Here is a 15,842-nt window from a genome sequence, read left to right on the forward strand (position 1 = left end):
CTGCAGAAAAGGGCGCGACCGTCGAGGTTCATGCCTTTGTCTACGCAGTTATCGTTTCAAGAGCGGACAGGATGTCCGCGCTCCCAGCGCCTATGTTCCCACAAAATCCGCGAAATAGGCCGCCAGCATGCGCTCCTTATAGGCCATGAGATTGGCGTGTCCTCCGATCAGACGCCCCACCTCGGTCCTGAATTCCGGCGCATGGCCGGTGATTACGAAGGCGCCCAGCGTGGCATCGCCACCGCAGGGCTGGTCGCCGCCGAGCCAGGGAGCATCGCCGAGGAGGGCGGCGCTGGCGGCCACGTCGCGCTTGACCAGTTCGGCCAGTTCCTGGTCGGAATGGCGTCCGACGCCCTGGCTGTGCAGGTCCTTGCGGATCTTGCGGCGCACCAGCGTCTTGACGACCGGGCGCAGCAGCGACGGCACGCGTCTGAAGACGAGGGCGGCGATCTTCTCGAAATTCTCGTCCCGCATCCAGCGCTCGCGGACGGCAGCCCAGTAGAGATGGTTCTCGCACATCTTCTCCAGCGCCCAGATCGCCGCACCGCGCTCGGGCGCAAGGTTGCGGTCGAAATCGATGCCATATTTGCGTTCGATATGCAGGCGGATGAAGGTGGAATCGGCGACGATCTCCCCACCATCTTCGATGTAGGGCAGTTTGCCCTTGGGCGCCCTGGTAAAGCCCTTGCGGTTGGCCTGGTAGGTCAGGCCCGCAAGCTTGAGCAGGAGATGGGCCTTGGTCACGAAGGGGCTCATATCCGGCAGGCCGAAGGCGGGACCGAAGGTGAAGAGCGTGATCATCGCAGGGTTCCTGTGTTGCGGCGACGCGGGCCAGGATCCTGTCTCAAAGCCTGGATGCGTGTTCCTCAAACGAAGCGCTTTGGCAGTGACGTAAGGACACTACAGCGCGTTAAAAAAGGCGAAACGGTGTGGAAAAGGTACTCCCTTGCCAAAGGTCGCGATGAAACCGATATAGGGTGCATCATGTCCACCCCCACTGCTACGCAGCTCTCTGACCGCCAGATCACCCTGATCGCCCGCGCGCTCGCCGAGCCCCGCCGCTACCAGATGCTCAAGGAGATCTCGGCCGCGGGGGGCACGATCGCCTGCTCGGGCGTGCAGCAATGCCATGCCATCAGCCCGGCAACGCTGTCGCACCACGTGAAGGAACTGGAGAACGCCGGTCTCATCGAGATCCTGCGCGAGGGCAAATATGCCACGCTCGTGCTGCAGCGCGAGGTGCTGGCGGCCTATCTCGACCAGCTTGCCAAGATCTGAATGACGCAGTGCAAGAAATCTGCGCAAGTGCCCCTTGTTTCGTTTCGATGATTATCTAATTATCGAATCATCGTCATCGAACAACGAGAACGACAATGAGCAAACTGACAGGCAAGGTCGCCGTCGTCACCGGTGCCTCCAAGGGCATCGGCGCCGGCATCGCCAAGGGGCTGGCCGCCGAGGGCGCGGCGGTGGTGGTGAACTACGCCACCAGCCGCGAGGGCGCCGACAAGGTGGTTGCTGAAATCACCGCCAGGGGCGGCCAGGCCGTCGCGGTCCAGGGCGACGTCTCCAAGGCCGCGGATGTGAAGAAGATCTTCGCCGAGACCAGGCAGGCCTATGGCAAGCTGGACGTGCTGGTGAACAATGCCGGCGTCTATCAGTTCGGGCCGCTCGAAGCGGTGACCGAAGAAGAGTTCCACCGCCAGTTCAACACCAACGTGCTGGGCCTGCTGCTCGCCACCCAGGAGGCCGAGAAGCATTTCGGGCCCGAAGGCGGCAGCGTCATCAATATCGGTTCGGTCGCCGACGACATCACGCCGCCGGCCACGGTGATTTATACCGCCACCAAGGGCGCGGTGACCTCCATCACGCATGTGCTGGCCAAGGAACTCGGCCCGAAGAAGATCCGGGTCAACTCGATCAACCCCGGCATGGTCGAAACCGAGGGCGTGCATGCCGCAGGTGTGATCGGCAGCGATTTCGAGGCCCAGCAGGTCGCGCAGACGCCGCTCGGCCGCATCGGCCAGCCCTCCGATATCGCGCCGGTGGCGGTGTTCCTTGCCTCGAACGACTCCGGCTGGCTCACCGGCGAGACATTGCTCGCCTCCGGCGGCGTGCGCTGAGCGCGTCCGCCTCCAGCCTCGATCCAACATCCAAAAGAGAGTAGCGACAATGAGCAAACTGACAGGCAAAGTCGCCGTCGTCACCGGCGCCTCCAAGGGCATCGGCGCGGGGATCGCCAAGGGCCTCGCCGCCGAGGGTGCCTCGGTGGTGGTGAATTACGCTTCCAGCCGCGAGGGCGCCGACAAGGTCGTCGCCGAGATCATCGCCAAGGGCGGCAAGGCGATCGCGGTGCAGGGCGACGTTTCCAAGACGGGGGACGTCAAGCGCGTGTTTGCCGAGGCCGCAAAGGCCTATGGCAAGCTCGATGTGCTGGTGAACAATGCCGGCGTCTATGCCTTCGCACCGCTTGACGCGATCACGGAGGATGAATTCCACCGCCAATTCAACACCAATGTGCTGGGCCTCATCCTGGCGACCCAGGAAGCCGAGAAGCATTTCGGGCCCGAGGGCGGCAGCGTGATCAATATCGGCTCGGCCGTGACCGACCTCAACATTCCGCAGACGGCCGTCTACACCGCCACCAAGGGCGCGGTGACCTCGATCACGCAGGTGCTGTCGAAAGAGCTAGGGCCGAAGAAGATCCGAGTGAACTCGATCAATCCCGGCATGGTCGAGACCGAGGGCGTGCATGCGGCCGGCTTCATCGGCGGTGAGCTCGAAAGCCAGACGGTGGCCCAGACCCCGCTCGGCCGCATCGGCCAGCCCGGCGACATCACGCCGGTGGCCGTATTCCTCGCCTCCGCCGACTCCGGCTGGCTGACAGGCGAAGTGCTGGTGGCCTCGGGCGGGGTGCGGTAGGACTTGCGTGAGGAGAGGCGCGAGAATCCTTCCCGGTTTCGGCTGGGCGAGATGAGAGATCCGAGGATAGGCTGTGCCTTGAAGTCCCCTCGCCCCGTTCTTACGGGGAGAGGATAAAGGTGAGGGGCGGCGCAGGGTTCTGAGACTAGCGTTTTCTCAGCCACAGCATTTAGTCGGCGCGCATCACCTCACCATATCTCCTTGATCGATTTAAGAAAATAGCTCTACCAAGGTCGCGCAGCCCCTCACCTCTATCCCCTCCCCGTAAGAACGGGGCGAGGGGGCGCAGGCGGCCCGCTTGATCCTTCAGCGTGTCATCTCGCCCAACCGTTCTACTGTCCCTCCGTCAGCCTCTGCAGCCCCGCCTTGCTCTCGGCGATGTCGGGATTCTGGACGAGCGCGGCGCGGTAGTCGGCGATGGCTTCGTCCCGCCGGCCGAGATCCTCGTAGATATGGGCGCGGGTATCGAGTGTGGCGGCATCGTCGGGTGTCACCGCGAGGGCCGCGTTGGCATCCGGAAGGCCGTCGGCGGCGCGGCCGACCTTGTAGAGCGACCAGGCCCTGAGATTGCGCAGTTGCGGCGAGTCGACGCCTCCGGCGAGGGCGGCGTCGAGGTCCGGGATGGCGCTGGCGTAATCGTCTTTCAGCGCGTAGGCGGCGCCCCGCAGGGCGTGGGCGGCGGCGTTGCCGTCATCCAGCGCGATCACGGCGCCGAGGCGGGCGATCTGGTCGTCATTGGCGTCCTTGGCATAGGTGTCGGGGGCGCTCCAGGCCAGCCAGGCGGAGGAGACTGCAGTGCCGACGCCCAGCGCCAGGCTGAGCAGGGCGATGCTGGCGAGACCAAGGCCGGTCCGGCGCAGGCCCGGCAGCCAGGACGGGCCGATGCGATAGATCATGGCAAGCGCCGTCATCACCCCGGCGATGAACCCACCGAAGAGGCCGGCAAAGGAGACGCTCGGCGCCAGCGAGACCAGCGAGAACAAGCCGAACACGAAGTTGAGCGCGGCCCATTTCGCCGTGCCGAACATCAACCTCTGGCCTTCCTCGCTTCCCCGCAGGGAGCCGTAGACCAGCGCTGCGCCGAAAAGACCGAAGGTCGCGCTGGAGGTGCCGAGGGTGTAGAGCTCGCCATAGAAGGCGGATGCCAGCGAGCCCGCCAGACCCGCCAGCATGAAGATGATGAAGGCGCGCAGGCGGCCGAACACCTTCTCGACCGCCGGCATGATCATCATCAGGCAGATCATGTCGACGATCAGATGGGGCAGGCTGGCGTGCAGGAAGATCGCGGTGAAGAGATACCAGGGCTGCCAGTTGGCGATGGCGAGAAAGCCGCCGGCGCCCATCTGGATCAGCACGGTGGGCAGGGGCGTCCACAGCGCGCCGAACAGGCTGGACGCGGAGCCGTCGCCCACCAGCGCGATCAAAGTGAGGCTGAGCGCCGCGCTCAGCGCGAAGCAGAGCACGCAGACCGCGATCAGCGGAAAGGCGAGCGGCATCGGGCCGAGCAGGGCCTCACGCCAGAGCGTTTCGGCCCTCTGGATCACGCGGCCGCCCGGCGCGGGCCCGCGGAGCCAGTCTCGTCGAAGAGCTCGGCAAGCTTGTCGGTCATCGCGCCGCCAAGCTCTTCGGCGTCCACGATGGTGACGGCGCGCTTGTAATAGCGCGTGACGTCGTGGCCGATGCCGATGGCGATCAGCTCGACGGGCGATCGGGTCTCGATATCCTCGATCATCCAGCGCAGATGCCGTTCGAGATAATTCCCGGTGTTCACCGACAAGGTGGAATCGTCGACCGGTGCGCCGTCGGAGATCACCATCAGGATGCGCCGGCTCTCGGTGCGACCGATCAGGCGCTGATGCGCCCAGTTGAGCGCCTCGCCGTCGATATTCTCCTTGAGCAGACCCTCGCGCATCATCAGGCCGAGATTCTTGCGCGCCCGGCGCCAGGGAGCGTCGGCCGATTTGTAGATGATGTGCCTGAGATCGTTGAGGCGCCCGGGCGAGGCAGGCTTGCCCGCCTGCAGCCAGGCTTCGCGCGACTGCCCGCCCTTCCAGGCCCTTGTGGTGAAGCCGAGGATCTCGACACGCACGCCGCAGCGCTCCAGCGTGCGGGCCAGGATGTCGGCGCAGGTTGCCGCCACCGTGATCGGGCGCCCGCGCATCGAGCCAGAATTGTCGATCAGCAGGCTCACCACGGTATCGCGGAAATCGGTGTCACGCTCGCGCATGAAGGAGAGCGCCGAGGTCGGGTCGATGATCACGCGTGACAGGCGCGCGGGATCGAGCATGCCTTCCTCAAGGTCGAAGTCCCAGGAGCGGTTCTGCTGGGCCATCAGGCGGCGCTGCAGCCGGTTGGCCAGGCGCGCTACCACGCCCGACAGGCTCGAGAGCTGCTTGTCGAGATAAGCGCGCAGACGGTCGAGCTCCTCGGGGTCGCAGAGATCAGCGGCATCGACGATCTCGTCGAACCGCGTGGTGAAGGCGCGATAGTCCGGGCCTCGCCTTTCATTGTCGCGATGCTCGGGCGGGCGCCAGGGCTGGGCGGCTTCCTCGGCATCGCCCGTCTCGGTCTCGTCGGGCATGTCCGAGGAGGGAGACTCGGCGTCCTGGGTTTCGCCTTCCTGCGAATCCTCGTCGTCCGTCTCCTTCTCCTCCATCTTCATGGAGTCGGATTCGTCCTGGGTCTCGCCCTGGTTCTCCTGGTTTTCGCCTTCCTGCTCCGAGTCCGCATCATTGTCGCGGTCGTCAGAATCGTCGCTATCGCCTTCCATCTCGTCCGACAGGCCCATATGGGTGAGCACATCGTTCATGGTGCGGGCGAAGGCGCGCTGGTTCTCGATCACGCTGTCGAGGCGTGCCAGATCCTTGCCGGCCTTCTCGTCGATGAAGGGGCGCCAGAGGTCGACCAGCTTGCGGGCAGGTTCCGGCGGGGGCAGGCCGGTGAGCTTCTCGCGCACCAGCAGAGCGAGCGCGTCCTCGATCGGCGCCTCCTCGCGGACGCGGATGTCCTCATATTTGCCGCCACGGAAATAGCGGTCCTCCAGCATGGCCGAAAGGTTGTTGGCGACACCCGCCATGCGGCGCGAGCCGATGGCCTCGCAGCGCGCCTGCTCCACCGCGTCGAATACCGTGCGGGCCTGATCGTTCTGAGGCGCCAGGCGGCGGTGGATGCCGACATCGTGGCAGGCGAGGCGCAGCGCCATGGCATCGGCCTGGCCACGCACGATCGCCGCGACATGGGCGTCGAGCTTGCGCGGCGGCTCGGACAGCCGCGCCTTGTCGGACATCAGGGCCGGCTTCTCGGAGGCGAAGGTCACTTCCAGGTCCGGCTTGCGGGCGATGGCGCGCAAGGTACCGGCCACCGAACGCTTGAACGCATCGTTGGGGACGTCTTTGGCCTTGTCGCCGGGCTTGCGATTGGTGGTCATGGTTCTGAGATATCCAATGCCACGCCATTCCTCAACCGGGAACTGGTCGGGCAAGCGCGATCGGCATGCGGCGGCGGGACGCGGTACCTGGGATCGCAGACTTCTTTGCCTGGAAGATATGCCGACGGAATGAAGCGCCTTGGTGTGCTGGTCTTCTCAGCCACATCGATTTTCAGTCGATGTGGCGGGAACGGCATCTTGCCACCGACGTCGAGGGCATGCCGGTCTGAAGACCGGCGCACCGAGTGGCGCCTGCACCCTGGATCAAGGATGCCTGCGATCCCGGGTTCTATATCCGCCCCTCGGCAAGCAGATGGTCGCGCAGCAGCGCCATGTTCTGGCGGTTGGCGCGCCAGAAGATGTCAACGATATCGCCGGCCACGGGCAGGACACCGAGGGCGCCCTCGATGGCGACGTTCACCACCATACGAGCAAGCAGCACCCGCGGCACGCCGATACGCATGGCCTCGATGACGATGATGCTCGACAACAGCACGCCCGCCCAATCGCCGAAGCCGGGGATAAGGCCGATGATGGCATCGACGCCGAAGCGGATCTTGGTGAAGGGGATGGCAAAGGCGGTGTCGAGCAGGCGCGAGAGGCGGTCGAGCCGCTCGACGCGAGCCCGCAAGTCGGTGCGATCGTCGAATGTTCGCGATGAGGCAAAAGCCATGGCGCATCCCTCCACACGATGCACAGATGAGATGGCGTTGGGGCTAGTGCAAGGGAGGCGAACAGCCGGCGGGCCACGAAATTCCGTCGGACCTGCCGGGGCGTGGATGCCGTAGAGATGCCGTGAGTTATCCCGGTGCCTCCGATGTTATTGCATTCTGGCTGTCGGATGATTAAGCGCATGGGGTGGGCGTGAAGAGTTCTTTCCGGTGGTGGCGTGACCAATGAACCTATTGAGATCCATTCGCAGGAGATTGTCGTTTCTCTTGCCCGCGCAAAGCTTCTGCCAATCGACGCCGATTGCTTATTGGGATGGTCTCGAGAAAGGGCATTTACGCAAGTTCTTCGATCATTGGAAAGCTTGCTATCCAACTTTTGAGATATTGGATGACTCTCACGTTGTAGAATTGCTCGAAGAATATTTTATTGATTACGTCGATGTGTATAAATCTATCAGGATACCTGCGGCGAAAGCAGACATTGCAAGGTATATCCTGCTTTATGCGCGGGGCGGATTGTACATTGATTGCAATGCAGGCGTCAGGGATATCGGTGAAGTCAGAAGATTGATTTCAAAGCTCGACCAGGTCGAGTTGATTCTGTTCGATCGGCTTGCTTCCGTCGGTCCCAAGCGCGTCGACGAGCATATCTTCTATAATGGGATAATCATGGCCCAAAAAGGCAGCGGGTTCATGTTCGAATGCGCCCGGCAGTCTCTCATCAACTATGCCTGGCTGAAGAGCAAGGAGAGCACGCAAGGGCATGTGCCCTATGACATTTGGGGGATGTCGGGGCCCGGGTTGCTCACCGCGATCGTGACACAGCCGGGATCGCAGGGCCGACAGCTGAAGAGAGGGCACGAACGCCTCATCCTCGTTCTCAAGGAGGAAGACGGTCCGATCGTCCGGGGCGCAAACCGAACCTATTCGAGCATAGGTTCAGGCCTTCATTGGTCGGAACGGCAACGCCGGGAGATGCTGTTTCACGAAGGCTGTCTTCCTTTCGGCGCGTTTGTCGACGCAAGGCCCTGTCCTCGCCCGAAGATGGCAAGGACAGGGCAGCATCGACCGTCATGACTCAGGTCAAGGCGACGTTCACAGAGCTCTCCGCCAGCTCGGCGCCAAAAGCCCGCTGGTAGAACTCGGCCACGAGGCTGCGTTCCAGCTCGTCGCATTTGTTCAGGAAGGTCACCCGAAAGGCGAAGCCGATGTCGTGGAAGATGTCGGCGTTCTCGGCCCAGGTCAGCACCGTGCGCGGCGACATCACGGTGGAGAGATCACCATTCATGAAGGCGTTGCGGGTCAGATCGGCCACCCGCACCATCTTGTTGACGATATCGCGACCGTTGGGGCTGCGCTGGTAGTGCTTGGCCTTCGAAAGGACGATGTCGACTTCCTTGTCGTGCTGCAGGTAGTTCAGCGTGGTGACGATCGACCAGCGGTCCATCTGGCCCTGGTTGATCTGCTGGGTGCCGTGATAGAGCCCGGAGGTGTCGCCCAGGCCCACCGTGTTGGTGGTGGCGAACAGGCGGAAGGCCGGGTGCGGGCGGATCACGCGCCGCTGGTCGAGCAGGGTCAGCCGGCCGGATACCTCGAGCACGCGCTGGATCACGAACATCACGTCGGGGCGGCCGGCGTCATATTCGTCGAAGACGAGGGCGATGTTGTTCTGCAGGGCCCAGGGCAGCATGCCGTCACGGAACTCGGTGATCTGCTGGCCGTCCTTGAGGACGATGGCATCCTTGCCGACGAGATCGATACGCGAGACATGGCTGTCGAGATTGATGCGCACGCAGGGCCAGTTGAGGCGCGCGGCGACCTGCTCGATATGGGTCGACTTGCCGGTGCCGTGATAACCTGTGACCATCACGCGGCGATTATGGGCGAAGCCCGCGAGGATCGCCAGGGTCGTCGGCTTGTCGAAGAGATAGTCTGGGTCGAGGTCCGGGACGTGGTCGTCGGGCTTGGAATAGGCCGGGACCTGCAGGTCCGTATCGAAACCAAACAGCTTCTTGGCCGAGACCATGATATCCGGCAGGTTGGCCGGTGTCGTTTCGTTAGTCATAATGCCTTCCTTGGCTGTCGCCAGGACGGCGAAGCCGACAATCAGTACGAGCGGGCATGAAAGCCCTCAGAGGGCAAGCCTAGCAAAGCCCGGCGCTTCGGAGCGTATTATAGGCCTGAATGATCCCGCGCAATTGATCTTCGCTGGATCGGTCGCCGCCATTGGCATCGGGGTGAAGCCGTTTGACGAGAGTCTTGTAGCGCGCCTTGATCTCCGGGCCATTGGCCGTTTCCGGCAGATCCAGTGCTTCAAGCGCCTTGCGCTCGAGAATCTTGAGCCGCCGGCGCTCCGGCTCGGGTGCCGCGGTCTGCCGGCGGAAGCCATGGGCGTCGTCGAAGAAACCGAAATCGTCCTGGACCTCGGGGCCGGCCTGGGCGCCGCGCTTCTTGGCCCAGGGATTGACGCCCATGGTCCAGGTCGGCCGATGCCCGAAAGCGGCATCGCGCTGATAGGCGCTCACGGAATCGTCGGGCAGGCCGGCGAAATAATTGTAGTTCTTATTGTAGTCGCGCACATGTTCAAGGCAGAAATGCCAGAACTGGCCCTCGCGGTTGCGCCCCTTCGGCGCTCGAAATTCACCGTGATTGCGGCAATTGACGTGTTCGCACAACCTCTCGGACGCCTGATGGACCTCCTCGGCCCTCGGGCGCACCCGGATGCGATCAAACAAGGGCGAGTCCAAATCCATGATGACATCACTATGCGAGCGCCGGACCAAATGGGCAAGCGCGAGCTTAAGGACAAGGAGTTAATTGAGGCGGAATGCCGCGAAGCGGCAAGTCATTATATGGAGCCGGACCCTGAAAAAGAAAGAGGCCGCCCGGATGGCGGCCCAAGTCTTAGGGAGGAAACGCCCAAGGAGGGCTGTAGAGGTGCGGAACGGCATCCACTACGCGTCCTAAGGTGCGACCGCTTCCGTCATTTCGCAAGTGCGAAACGGATGATTTCGGTGCAAGAAAGCAAGAAATCCGAGCGGTGTGACATAAAGGCGACGCTTGACTCTCAAGCCATTGGCCTGACGGTCTGGCCAATGGCTTCAACCTTCCCTTACGCCCGCCGGCCTTCGGGCTGCATCAATTTCTGTGCCAGAATGCCGAAGACCAGGCCCAGCGTGGTCCACAGCACCCCATGGATGCCGAGCGAGGCGATTCGGAAATTCCACAGCACGTCGGCGGAGAAGCCGGCCGGCACTTCATGCACGCCTGGCAGCACCATCATCGCGATGGCCATCACCACGGCATAGGCAGCCGCCGCGATCAGGTTGGCGTTCCACCGTCCAAGGCTCGCGGCCAGGCGATTGGCGGTGTTGAGGGCAGCGATCATCACCAGCACCGAAAGCGCCATGATGGTGAAATAGAGGGCTGTCCTCATGCCGATCGTGTCGGGATTGCCGACAGCCGGCGGGTTGGCCGGATATTTGAGCTGCGGGACGATCACGACGGCGGCAAAGCCGATCGCTGCGACGATGGCCGCAGTGGTCCTCGGGCTCAGTGAGCCGAGCCGTCCCTGTGCAAAGGCGAAGACGAGGGCGAAGATGCCGCCGAGCGCCGTGCCATAGACCAGCACGCCGGTGAGCAAGCCGAAGCTCGCCTGCATCGGCCTGCTGACGAGTTCCTCGTCGTTGCCATGATCGTGGCCGGCGGCGGGCGCCGTCGACATGTTCATACTCATGGCAGGAGCAGGCTTGGCCTCCTCCTGCGCCGAATAGCTTTCCTCGAAAGCGATGGCGGCATCGACCTGCGGCTCGCCGAACACCCTGGCAAAGCCAAAGGCAAGCAAGCCCGCGAGGATGCCGACAAGCATCCCCCGGATCAAAAGGGACCTGACCATGATGTGTCCGTTGCCCTTAGTGGCAGGGGAAGCCGAGCAGATGGCGGCCGTCATGCACCCATTCGTGGATGTACATGCCCTGGAAAATGGACGTCGCACCCTCCTCGGCGCCGACGAAGTAGATCGCCAGGAGAGCCAGAAGCAGCGTCAGGATCGCCCATGGCACGATTTCGCGCAGCGGAATGGTGATGGGTTGCGGGGCGGAAGGCGCGAGAACGGCAGTCGTCATCATAAAGCTCCTTGGGATTACGCGTCCCGTTTGAGGCGTGCGTGCCTTGGTGGAGGTCTGACTATCGAAGCGGCAGCGGATGCCGTCGATTACAGTGGCGCGACCGTGCCGGACTTTCACCGGCTTCTCAACCTTGGCGTGCAAATGGCATAAGCAGCGCATCGCTGTCGCATGTCAATATTGTGCCGTCATTTTTGTGCTTGTAGAGATCATGGCATGACCCCGCGCCTGACCCTTGTCTGCCATGCGGCGACGCCCGCCTTGCGTGCGGCGAGTTTTCCCCTGGACGAAGCGCTCGATGACAGGGGCCTGGCAGCGGCCAGGGCGCTGACGGGGCGATTCGGGAAGATCGGCCGCGTTTTCGTCAGTCCCGCCTTGCGGGCACGCCAGACAGCGCAGGCGATGGGCCTCGAGGGCGAGACATGCGAAGCCCTGCGTGAGTGCGACTATGGCCGCTGGGCGGGGCTCGGCTTCGAGGCGGTCGCGGTCGCCGAGCCGGAGGCGCTGGCGGCCTGGGCCAGCGATCCCGATGCCAGTCCGCATGGCGGGGAATCGGTAACCAGCCTCATCCGCCGTATCGGCGCCTGGCTCGACGGCGAGCGCTTCGAGGGACATAGGCTGGCCGTCACCCACGCCTCCGTGGTGCGGGCCGCCGCGGTGCACGCGCTCGGCGCCCCGGGGCGAGCCTTCTGGCGCCTCGAGGCGGGGCCGCTGTCGGTCACCGATCTCCGGCCCTCGCCGCGAGGGTGGACGCTGAGATTGGGGTAGCGGGGAGCGCGGACGTCCCGTCCGCTCTTGGAAACGGGTCGCTTTGCGACAAAGGAAGAGCGGACGGGACGTCCGCGCTCCCAGCTATCCGAGGAACCCCAGCGCCGCCGCCACGATCGCCTCCGGCGCATCTTCCTGCATCAGATGGCCGCAATCCGGGATCTCCGTCAGGCGGCAGCCGGGGAGCAGAGTCGCCAGCTCGCGTCCCCTCTCCACCGGGATCCAGCCATCCTCCACCCCCCAGAGCAGGCGCGAGGGGCAGCGCAGATTGGCATAGCGGTCCTGGATCTCGTCCGTGTAGCGCTGATCCATCTGGGCGATCTGGCGATAGAAGGCGGGCTTGCCAACCGGCCCCGTCCAGGGAGCGGCATAGGCCTGGTGTGCGTCAGCGGACAACGGTCTGAAGGCTGCGCCTTGGAGATAGGCGGTAAGGATGGCTTCCTGGATATAGTCGGGTATGCCGGCGAAGGCCTCCTGGTGCTGCCGGACATGGCGCACGAAAGGCGAGCCCCACGGACGGACCGCCACAGGATCGATCAGGAGGAGGCGCTTGTATTCGCAGCCGTTGAGGAGATGGGCGCGCAGCGCCGTGGCGCCGCCGAAATCATGGGCGATCACGTCGGGCTGCTCCAGCGACCAGAACCGCAGCAGGGCCGCCAGCAACCGGTTCTGCACCCCCAGCGACACATCCTGGCCTTCGCGCTTCTCCGACTGGCCGTAGCCGATGAGGTCGTAGAGATAGATCTCGTAATGGCGTGCGAGTTCGCGGGCGATGGCGCGCCAGACGAAGGAGGAGAAGGGCGTGCCATGCACCAGCACCAGGGGTGGGCCGGCGCCGAAGCGGTCATAGGCGACGCTCTGGCCCTCGAATTCGAAGGTCTGACGAAGATTCCAGTCCATGGCGGCCTCTGATGGTGGGCTTTCAGGAAATCTGCGCCTGGTTGAAGGCGCGGGCAAGCCTGGGAGCGCGGACATCTTCCTGGGACCGCCGGCATCCTGCCGGCCTCTTGAACATCGGAGCGGCAGATATGTCTGGAGGGCTTGACGTCCCTCCGGTGTACGATGTGCCTCAATCACAATTCGCACCGCTTCCAAGAGGCCGGCAAGATGCCGGCGGTCCCAGGGAGGAACTTCGTCATTGGCATGTCGTCGGGCCTTTTGTAGACAGGGCGCCCAACGAGGAATGATTGCATGCGCGTGGCAATGATCGGGACAGGCTATGTCGGGCTGGTGACGGGGGCGTGCCTCGCCGATTTCGGCCATGTCGTTGTTTGCGTCGACAAGGATCCGGCCAAGATCGAAAGCCTGCTCGCCGGCCGCATGCCGATCTACGAGCCCGGCCTCGAGCAGCTGGTGGCGCGAAACGTCAAGGAAAAGCGCCTCTCCTTCAGCACCGAGCTTGCGCCGGCGGTGAAGGAGGCGGCCGTGGTGTTCCTTGCCGTCGGCACGCCCTCGCGCCGCGGCGACGGCCATGCCGACCTCTCCTATGTCTACGGCGCCGTGCGCGAGATCGCCGCGGCGGCGGAAGGCTTCACCGTGGTGGTGACCAAGTCGACGGTGCCTGTCGGCACGGGCGACGAGGTCGAGCGCCTGATCCGAGAGGTCCGACCGGATGCCGATATCGCCGTGGTCTCCAACCCCGAATTCCTGCGCGAGGGCGCGGCGATCGAGGATTTCAAGCGCCCGGACCGCATCGTCGTCGGCGTCGAGGACGAACGGGCCCGCACCATGATGTCGGAAGTCTACCGCCCGCTCCATCTCAATCAGGGGCCACTGCTGTTCACGGAACGGCGCACCTCCGAGATGATCAAATATGCGGCGAATGCCTTCCTGGCGACCAAGATCACCTTCATCAACGAGATCGCGGATCTATGCGAGAAGGCCGGCGCCAATGTGCAGGAGGTGGCGCGCGGCATCGGCCTCGACAACCGCATCGGCTCCAAGTTCCTGCATGCCGGCCCGGGCTATGGCGGCTCCTGCTTTCCCAAGGACACGCTAGCGCTGCTGCGCACGGGCCAGGAATATGGCGCGCCGCTACGCATCGTCGAGGCGGTGGTGGGAGTCAACGACGCGCGCAAATCCTCGATGGCCCGCAAGATCATCGGGGCGCTCGACGGCAATATCGCCGGCAAGACGGTGGCTCTCCTCGGCCTCACCTTCAAGCCCAACACCGACGACATGCGCGAGAGCCCCTCTATCCCGATTGTCTATGCGCTGCAGGACAAGGGCGCGCGCGTGCGTGCCTACGACCCGCAGGGCATGGAAGAGGCGCGCAAGGTGCTGGCCGATGTCGACTACCGCGACAGCGCCTATGACTGCCTGGATGGCGCCGATGTCGCCGTCATCGTCACCGAATGGGACGAGTTCCGCGCCCTCGACCTCGAACGTGTCAAGGGCCTGCTGAGCCAGCCAGTGATCGTCGACCTGCGCAACATCTACAGGCTCGACGACATGGCACGCCATGGCTTCCGCTACGAGAGCATTGGCCGCGAGGGCACGGTACCCTGAAGTTTTCCTGATCCTTTCGCGTTAAACCTTGCTGGTCGGCGAAGCAAAACACGACCCGGAAGAGGAAATCTGCCTCCAACTTGCCTTGTGCAGTCGCAAATTGTTGCCGAATTGCATCATGCCTGCGCGGCAAGGTTGTAGTTTTTCGATCTTGCTAGGTCATAACCCGAAAAATGGTCATAGTGCGCCCCGGTCGCTGATTCCGGTTTCACTGCTCGACCGGGAGGCGGATGTTCGTTGCTTTCGGGAGCGTTCATGTCGGGTTTGCATCGGAGCTGTTGCTGGCTGGCGGGCGGTGTGGCGGCCTTGGCTGTCCTGGGCATGGCGGAAGCCGCCCTGGCCCAGCAGATGCCGGCCATGCCGGTGACGGTGGCCAATCCCGTCAGCCGCAAGATCACCGAGATGGCGGAATTCACCGGCCGCTTCCAGGCCTGGCCTTCCGTCGCCATCACCTCGCGCGTCACCGGCTATCTCGACAAATCGAGCTTCGTCGAAGGCTCGCTGGTCAAGCAGGGCGACGTGCTGTTTTCCATCGATCCGCGTCCCTTCCAGGCCGCTGTCGACCAGGCTGCCGCTCAGGTCAAGATCGCCCAGACCAGGATCGATCTTACCAAGGCCAATCTCGCCCGCGCCGAGGAATTGAAGAAGAGCGGCAACGTCACCGACGCCACCTATCAGTCCAACCTGCAGGCCTTCCAGGAGGCGGCGGCCTCGATCGATTCGGCCAATGCGGCGCTCGCCACCGCCAAGCTCGACCTCAACTTCGCCACCATCACGGCGCCGATCGCGGGCAAGATCAGCCGCCAGCTTGTATCTCGCGGCAATCTGGTGGTGGCCAACGGCACGGCGCCGCTCACCACCATCGTGGCTGTCGATCCGATCTATTTCTATTTCCAATTCGACGAGGCGAGCTATCTGGCCTATCGCCGGGCCTCGCGCGGCAAGGCCGATCCGTCCGGGGCGGATGAGGACATGAAGGTCGAGATCGCCCTTTCCGATGAGAAGACCTTTTCGCATCAGGGCACGCTCGACTATCTTGAGCCGCAGGTCGATGCGCAGACCGGCACGGTGACGGCGCGCGCCAAGATTGCCAATCCCGATGGCTTCCTCACCCCCGGCCTGTTCGGGCGCATCCGTATCGCGCTCGGCGAGCCCTATGACGCGCTGGTGGTGCCGGACGTCGCCGTGGGCCAGTCCTCTCAGGGCCGCTATGTCACCGTCATCGTCGACAAGAAGGCGACGATCCGCCCGGTGGAGGTCGGGCCGAAACTCGGCACGTTCCGAGTGATCAAAAGCGGTCTCAAGCCTGAGGACGCGGTGCTGATCAATGGTCAGATGCGCGCCCGCCCGGGCAGCGAGGTCATCCCGCAGCCCACCAAGCTGGATGTGCCAGACCCGCTCCTCCCCGACGCCAACTGATCG

At 63.8% G+C, this 15,842-nt stretch carries 16 protein-coding genes; 7 read left to right on the forward strand and 9 right to left on the reverse strand.

Annotation, left to right across the window (positions count from 1 at the left end; translation table 11 throughout):
- Positions 1–90 precede the first annotated feature (90 nt).
- Positions 91–801 (reverse strand): glutathione S-transferase family protein, encoded by a 711-nt coding sequence (locus tag QQL24_RS03575; RefSeq protein ID WP_284310499.1) that lies wholly within the window; start codon positions 799–801, stop codon positions 91–93.
- Between the two features lie 183 nt (positions 802–984).
- On the opposite strand from QQL24_RS03575, the gene QQL24_RS03580 reads away from it, so the two are divergent.
- The 3 genes from QQL24_RS03580 (at position 985) to QQL24_RS03590 (ending at position 2,922) form a co-directional block, all read left to right on the forward strand.
- A complete protein-coding gene (locus tag QQL24_RS03580; protein WP_284310500.1) occupies positions 985–1,278 on the forward strand; it encodes an ArsR/SmtB family transcription factor in 294 nt (97 codons plus the stop codon).
- A gap of 95 nt (positions 1,279–1,373) precedes the next feature.
- Positions 1,374–2,123, forward strand: coding sequence for an SDR family NAD(P)-dependent oxidoreductase (locus QQL24_RS03585; protein WP_284310501.1), 750 nt, complete (start codon positions 1,374–1,376; stop codon positions 2,121–2,123).
- A gap of 49 nt (positions 2,124–2,172) precedes the next feature.
- Entirely contained in the window at positions 2,173–2,922 is a 750-nt protein-coding gene (locus QQL24_RS03590; RefSeq protein WP_284310502.1) for an SDR family NAD(P)-dependent oxidoreductase, read from the forward strand.
- A gap of 332 nt (positions 2,923–3,254) precedes the next feature.
- Here the strand turns inward: QQL24_RS03590 and QQL24_RS03595 are convergent, their stop codons facing one another.
- From QQL24_RS03595 to QQL24_RS03605, 3 genes are all read right to left on the reverse strand, one after another.
- Complete coding sequence (locus QQL24_RS03595) at positions 3,255–4,466, reverse strand: rhomboid family intramembrane serine protease (RefSeq protein ID WP_284310503.1); 1,212 nt, start codon at positions 4,464–4,466, stop codon at positions 3,255–3,257.
- Positions 4,463–6,349 carry a cobaltochelatase subunit CobT gene (gene cobT / locus QQL24_RS03600; protein ID WP_284310505.1) on the reverse strand — a complete coding sequence of 629 codons (1,887 nt, stop codon included), beginning with the start codon at positions 6,347–6,349 and terminating at the stop codon, positions 4,463–4,465. The genes QQL24_RS03595 and cobT overlap by 4 nt, the downstream gene beginning before the upstream one ends.
- Before the next feature lie 289 nt (positions 6,350–6,638).
- Positions 6,639–7,022: a DUF4112 domain-containing protein gene (locus QQL24_RS03605; protein ID WP_284310506.1), complete on the reverse strand. Its 384-nt coding sequence runs from the start codon at positions 7,020–7,022 to the stop codon at positions 6,639–6,641.
- A 265-nt stretch (positions 7,023–7,287) separates the two neighbouring features.
- Here QQL24_RS03605 and QQL24_RS03610 point away from each other — a divergent pair, with 265 nt between their 5' ends.
- Positions 7,288–8,097, forward strand: coding sequence for a glycosyltransferase (locus tag QQL24_RS03610; protein ID WP_284310507.1), 810 nt, complete (start codon positions 7,288–7,290; stop codon positions 8,095–8,097).
- A 1-nt stretch (position 8,098) separates the two neighbouring features.
- On the opposite strand, the gene cobS is transcribed toward QQL24_RS03610, so the two are convergent.
- The 4 genes from cobS to QQL24_RS03630 form a co-directional block, all read right to left on the reverse strand.
- Positions 8,099–9,085, reverse strand: a complete 987-nt coding sequence (gene cobS / locus QQL24_RS03615) for a cobaltochelatase subunit CobS (RefSeq protein WP_284310508.1) — start codon at positions 9,083–9,085, stop codon at positions 8,099–8,101.
- Between the two features lie 79 nt (positions 9,086–9,164).
- Positions 9,165–9,773, reverse strand: coding sequence for a J domain-containing protein (locus tag QQL24_RS03620; RefSeq protein WP_284310509.1), 609 nt, complete (start codon positions 9,771–9,773; stop codon positions 9,165–9,167).
- Positions 9,774–10,132: 359 nt separating this feature from the next.
- Positions 10,133–10,915, reverse strand: a complete 783-nt coding sequence (locus QQL24_RS03625) for a CbtA family protein (RefSeq protein ID WP_284310510.1) — start codon at positions 10,913–10,915, stop codon at positions 10,133–10,135.
- 16 nt (positions 10,916–10,931) lie between these two features.
- Positions 10,932–11,144 carry a CbtB domain-containing protein gene (locus tag QQL24_RS03630; protein ID WP_284310511.1) on the reverse strand — a complete coding sequence of 71 codons (213 nt, stop codon included), beginning with the start codon at positions 11,142–11,144 and terminating at the stop codon, positions 10,932–10,934.
- A gap of 216 nt (positions 11,145–11,360) precedes the next feature.
- Here QQL24_RS03630 and QQL24_RS03635 point away from each other — a divergent pair, with 216 nt between their 5' ends.
- On the forward strand, positions 11,361–11,912 hold the full coding sequence (locus QQL24_RS03635) for a histidine phosphatase family protein (protein ID WP_284310512.1): 552 nt from the start codon (positions 11,361–11,363) through the stop codon (positions 11,910–11,912).
- An 84-nt stretch (positions 11,913–11,996) separates the two neighbouring features.
- On the opposite strand, the gene QQL24_RS03640 is transcribed toward QQL24_RS03635, so the two are convergent.
- Positions 11,997–12,812 (reverse strand): alpha/beta fold hydrolase, encoded by an 816-nt coding sequence (locus tag QQL24_RS03640; protein WP_284310513.1) that lies wholly within the window; start codon positions 12,810–12,812, stop codon positions 11,997–11,999.
- A gap of 291 nt (positions 12,813–13,103) precedes the next feature.
- Between QQL24_RS03640 and QQL24_RS03645 the strand changes: the two genes are divergently transcribed.
- A complete protein-coding gene (locus QQL24_RS03645) occupies positions 13,104–14,420 on the forward strand; it encodes a UDP-glucose dehydrogenase family protein (RefSeq protein ID WP_284310514.1) in 1,317 nt (438 codons plus the stop codon).
- Positions 14,421–14,675: 255 nt separating this feature from the next.
- Positions 14,676–15,839 (forward strand): efflux RND transporter periplasmic adaptor subunit, encoded by a 1,164-nt coding sequence (locus QQL24_RS03650; protein ID WP_284310515.1) that lies wholly within the window; start codon positions 14,676–14,678, stop codon positions 15,837–15,839.
- Positions 15,840–15,842 lie beyond the last annotated feature (3 nt).

It is taken from the genome of Labrys miyagiensis, assembly GCF_030160835.1.
Taxonomy (GTDB): Bacteria; Pseudomonadota; Alphaproteobacteria; order Rhizobiales; family Labraceae; genus Labrys; species Labrys miyagiensis.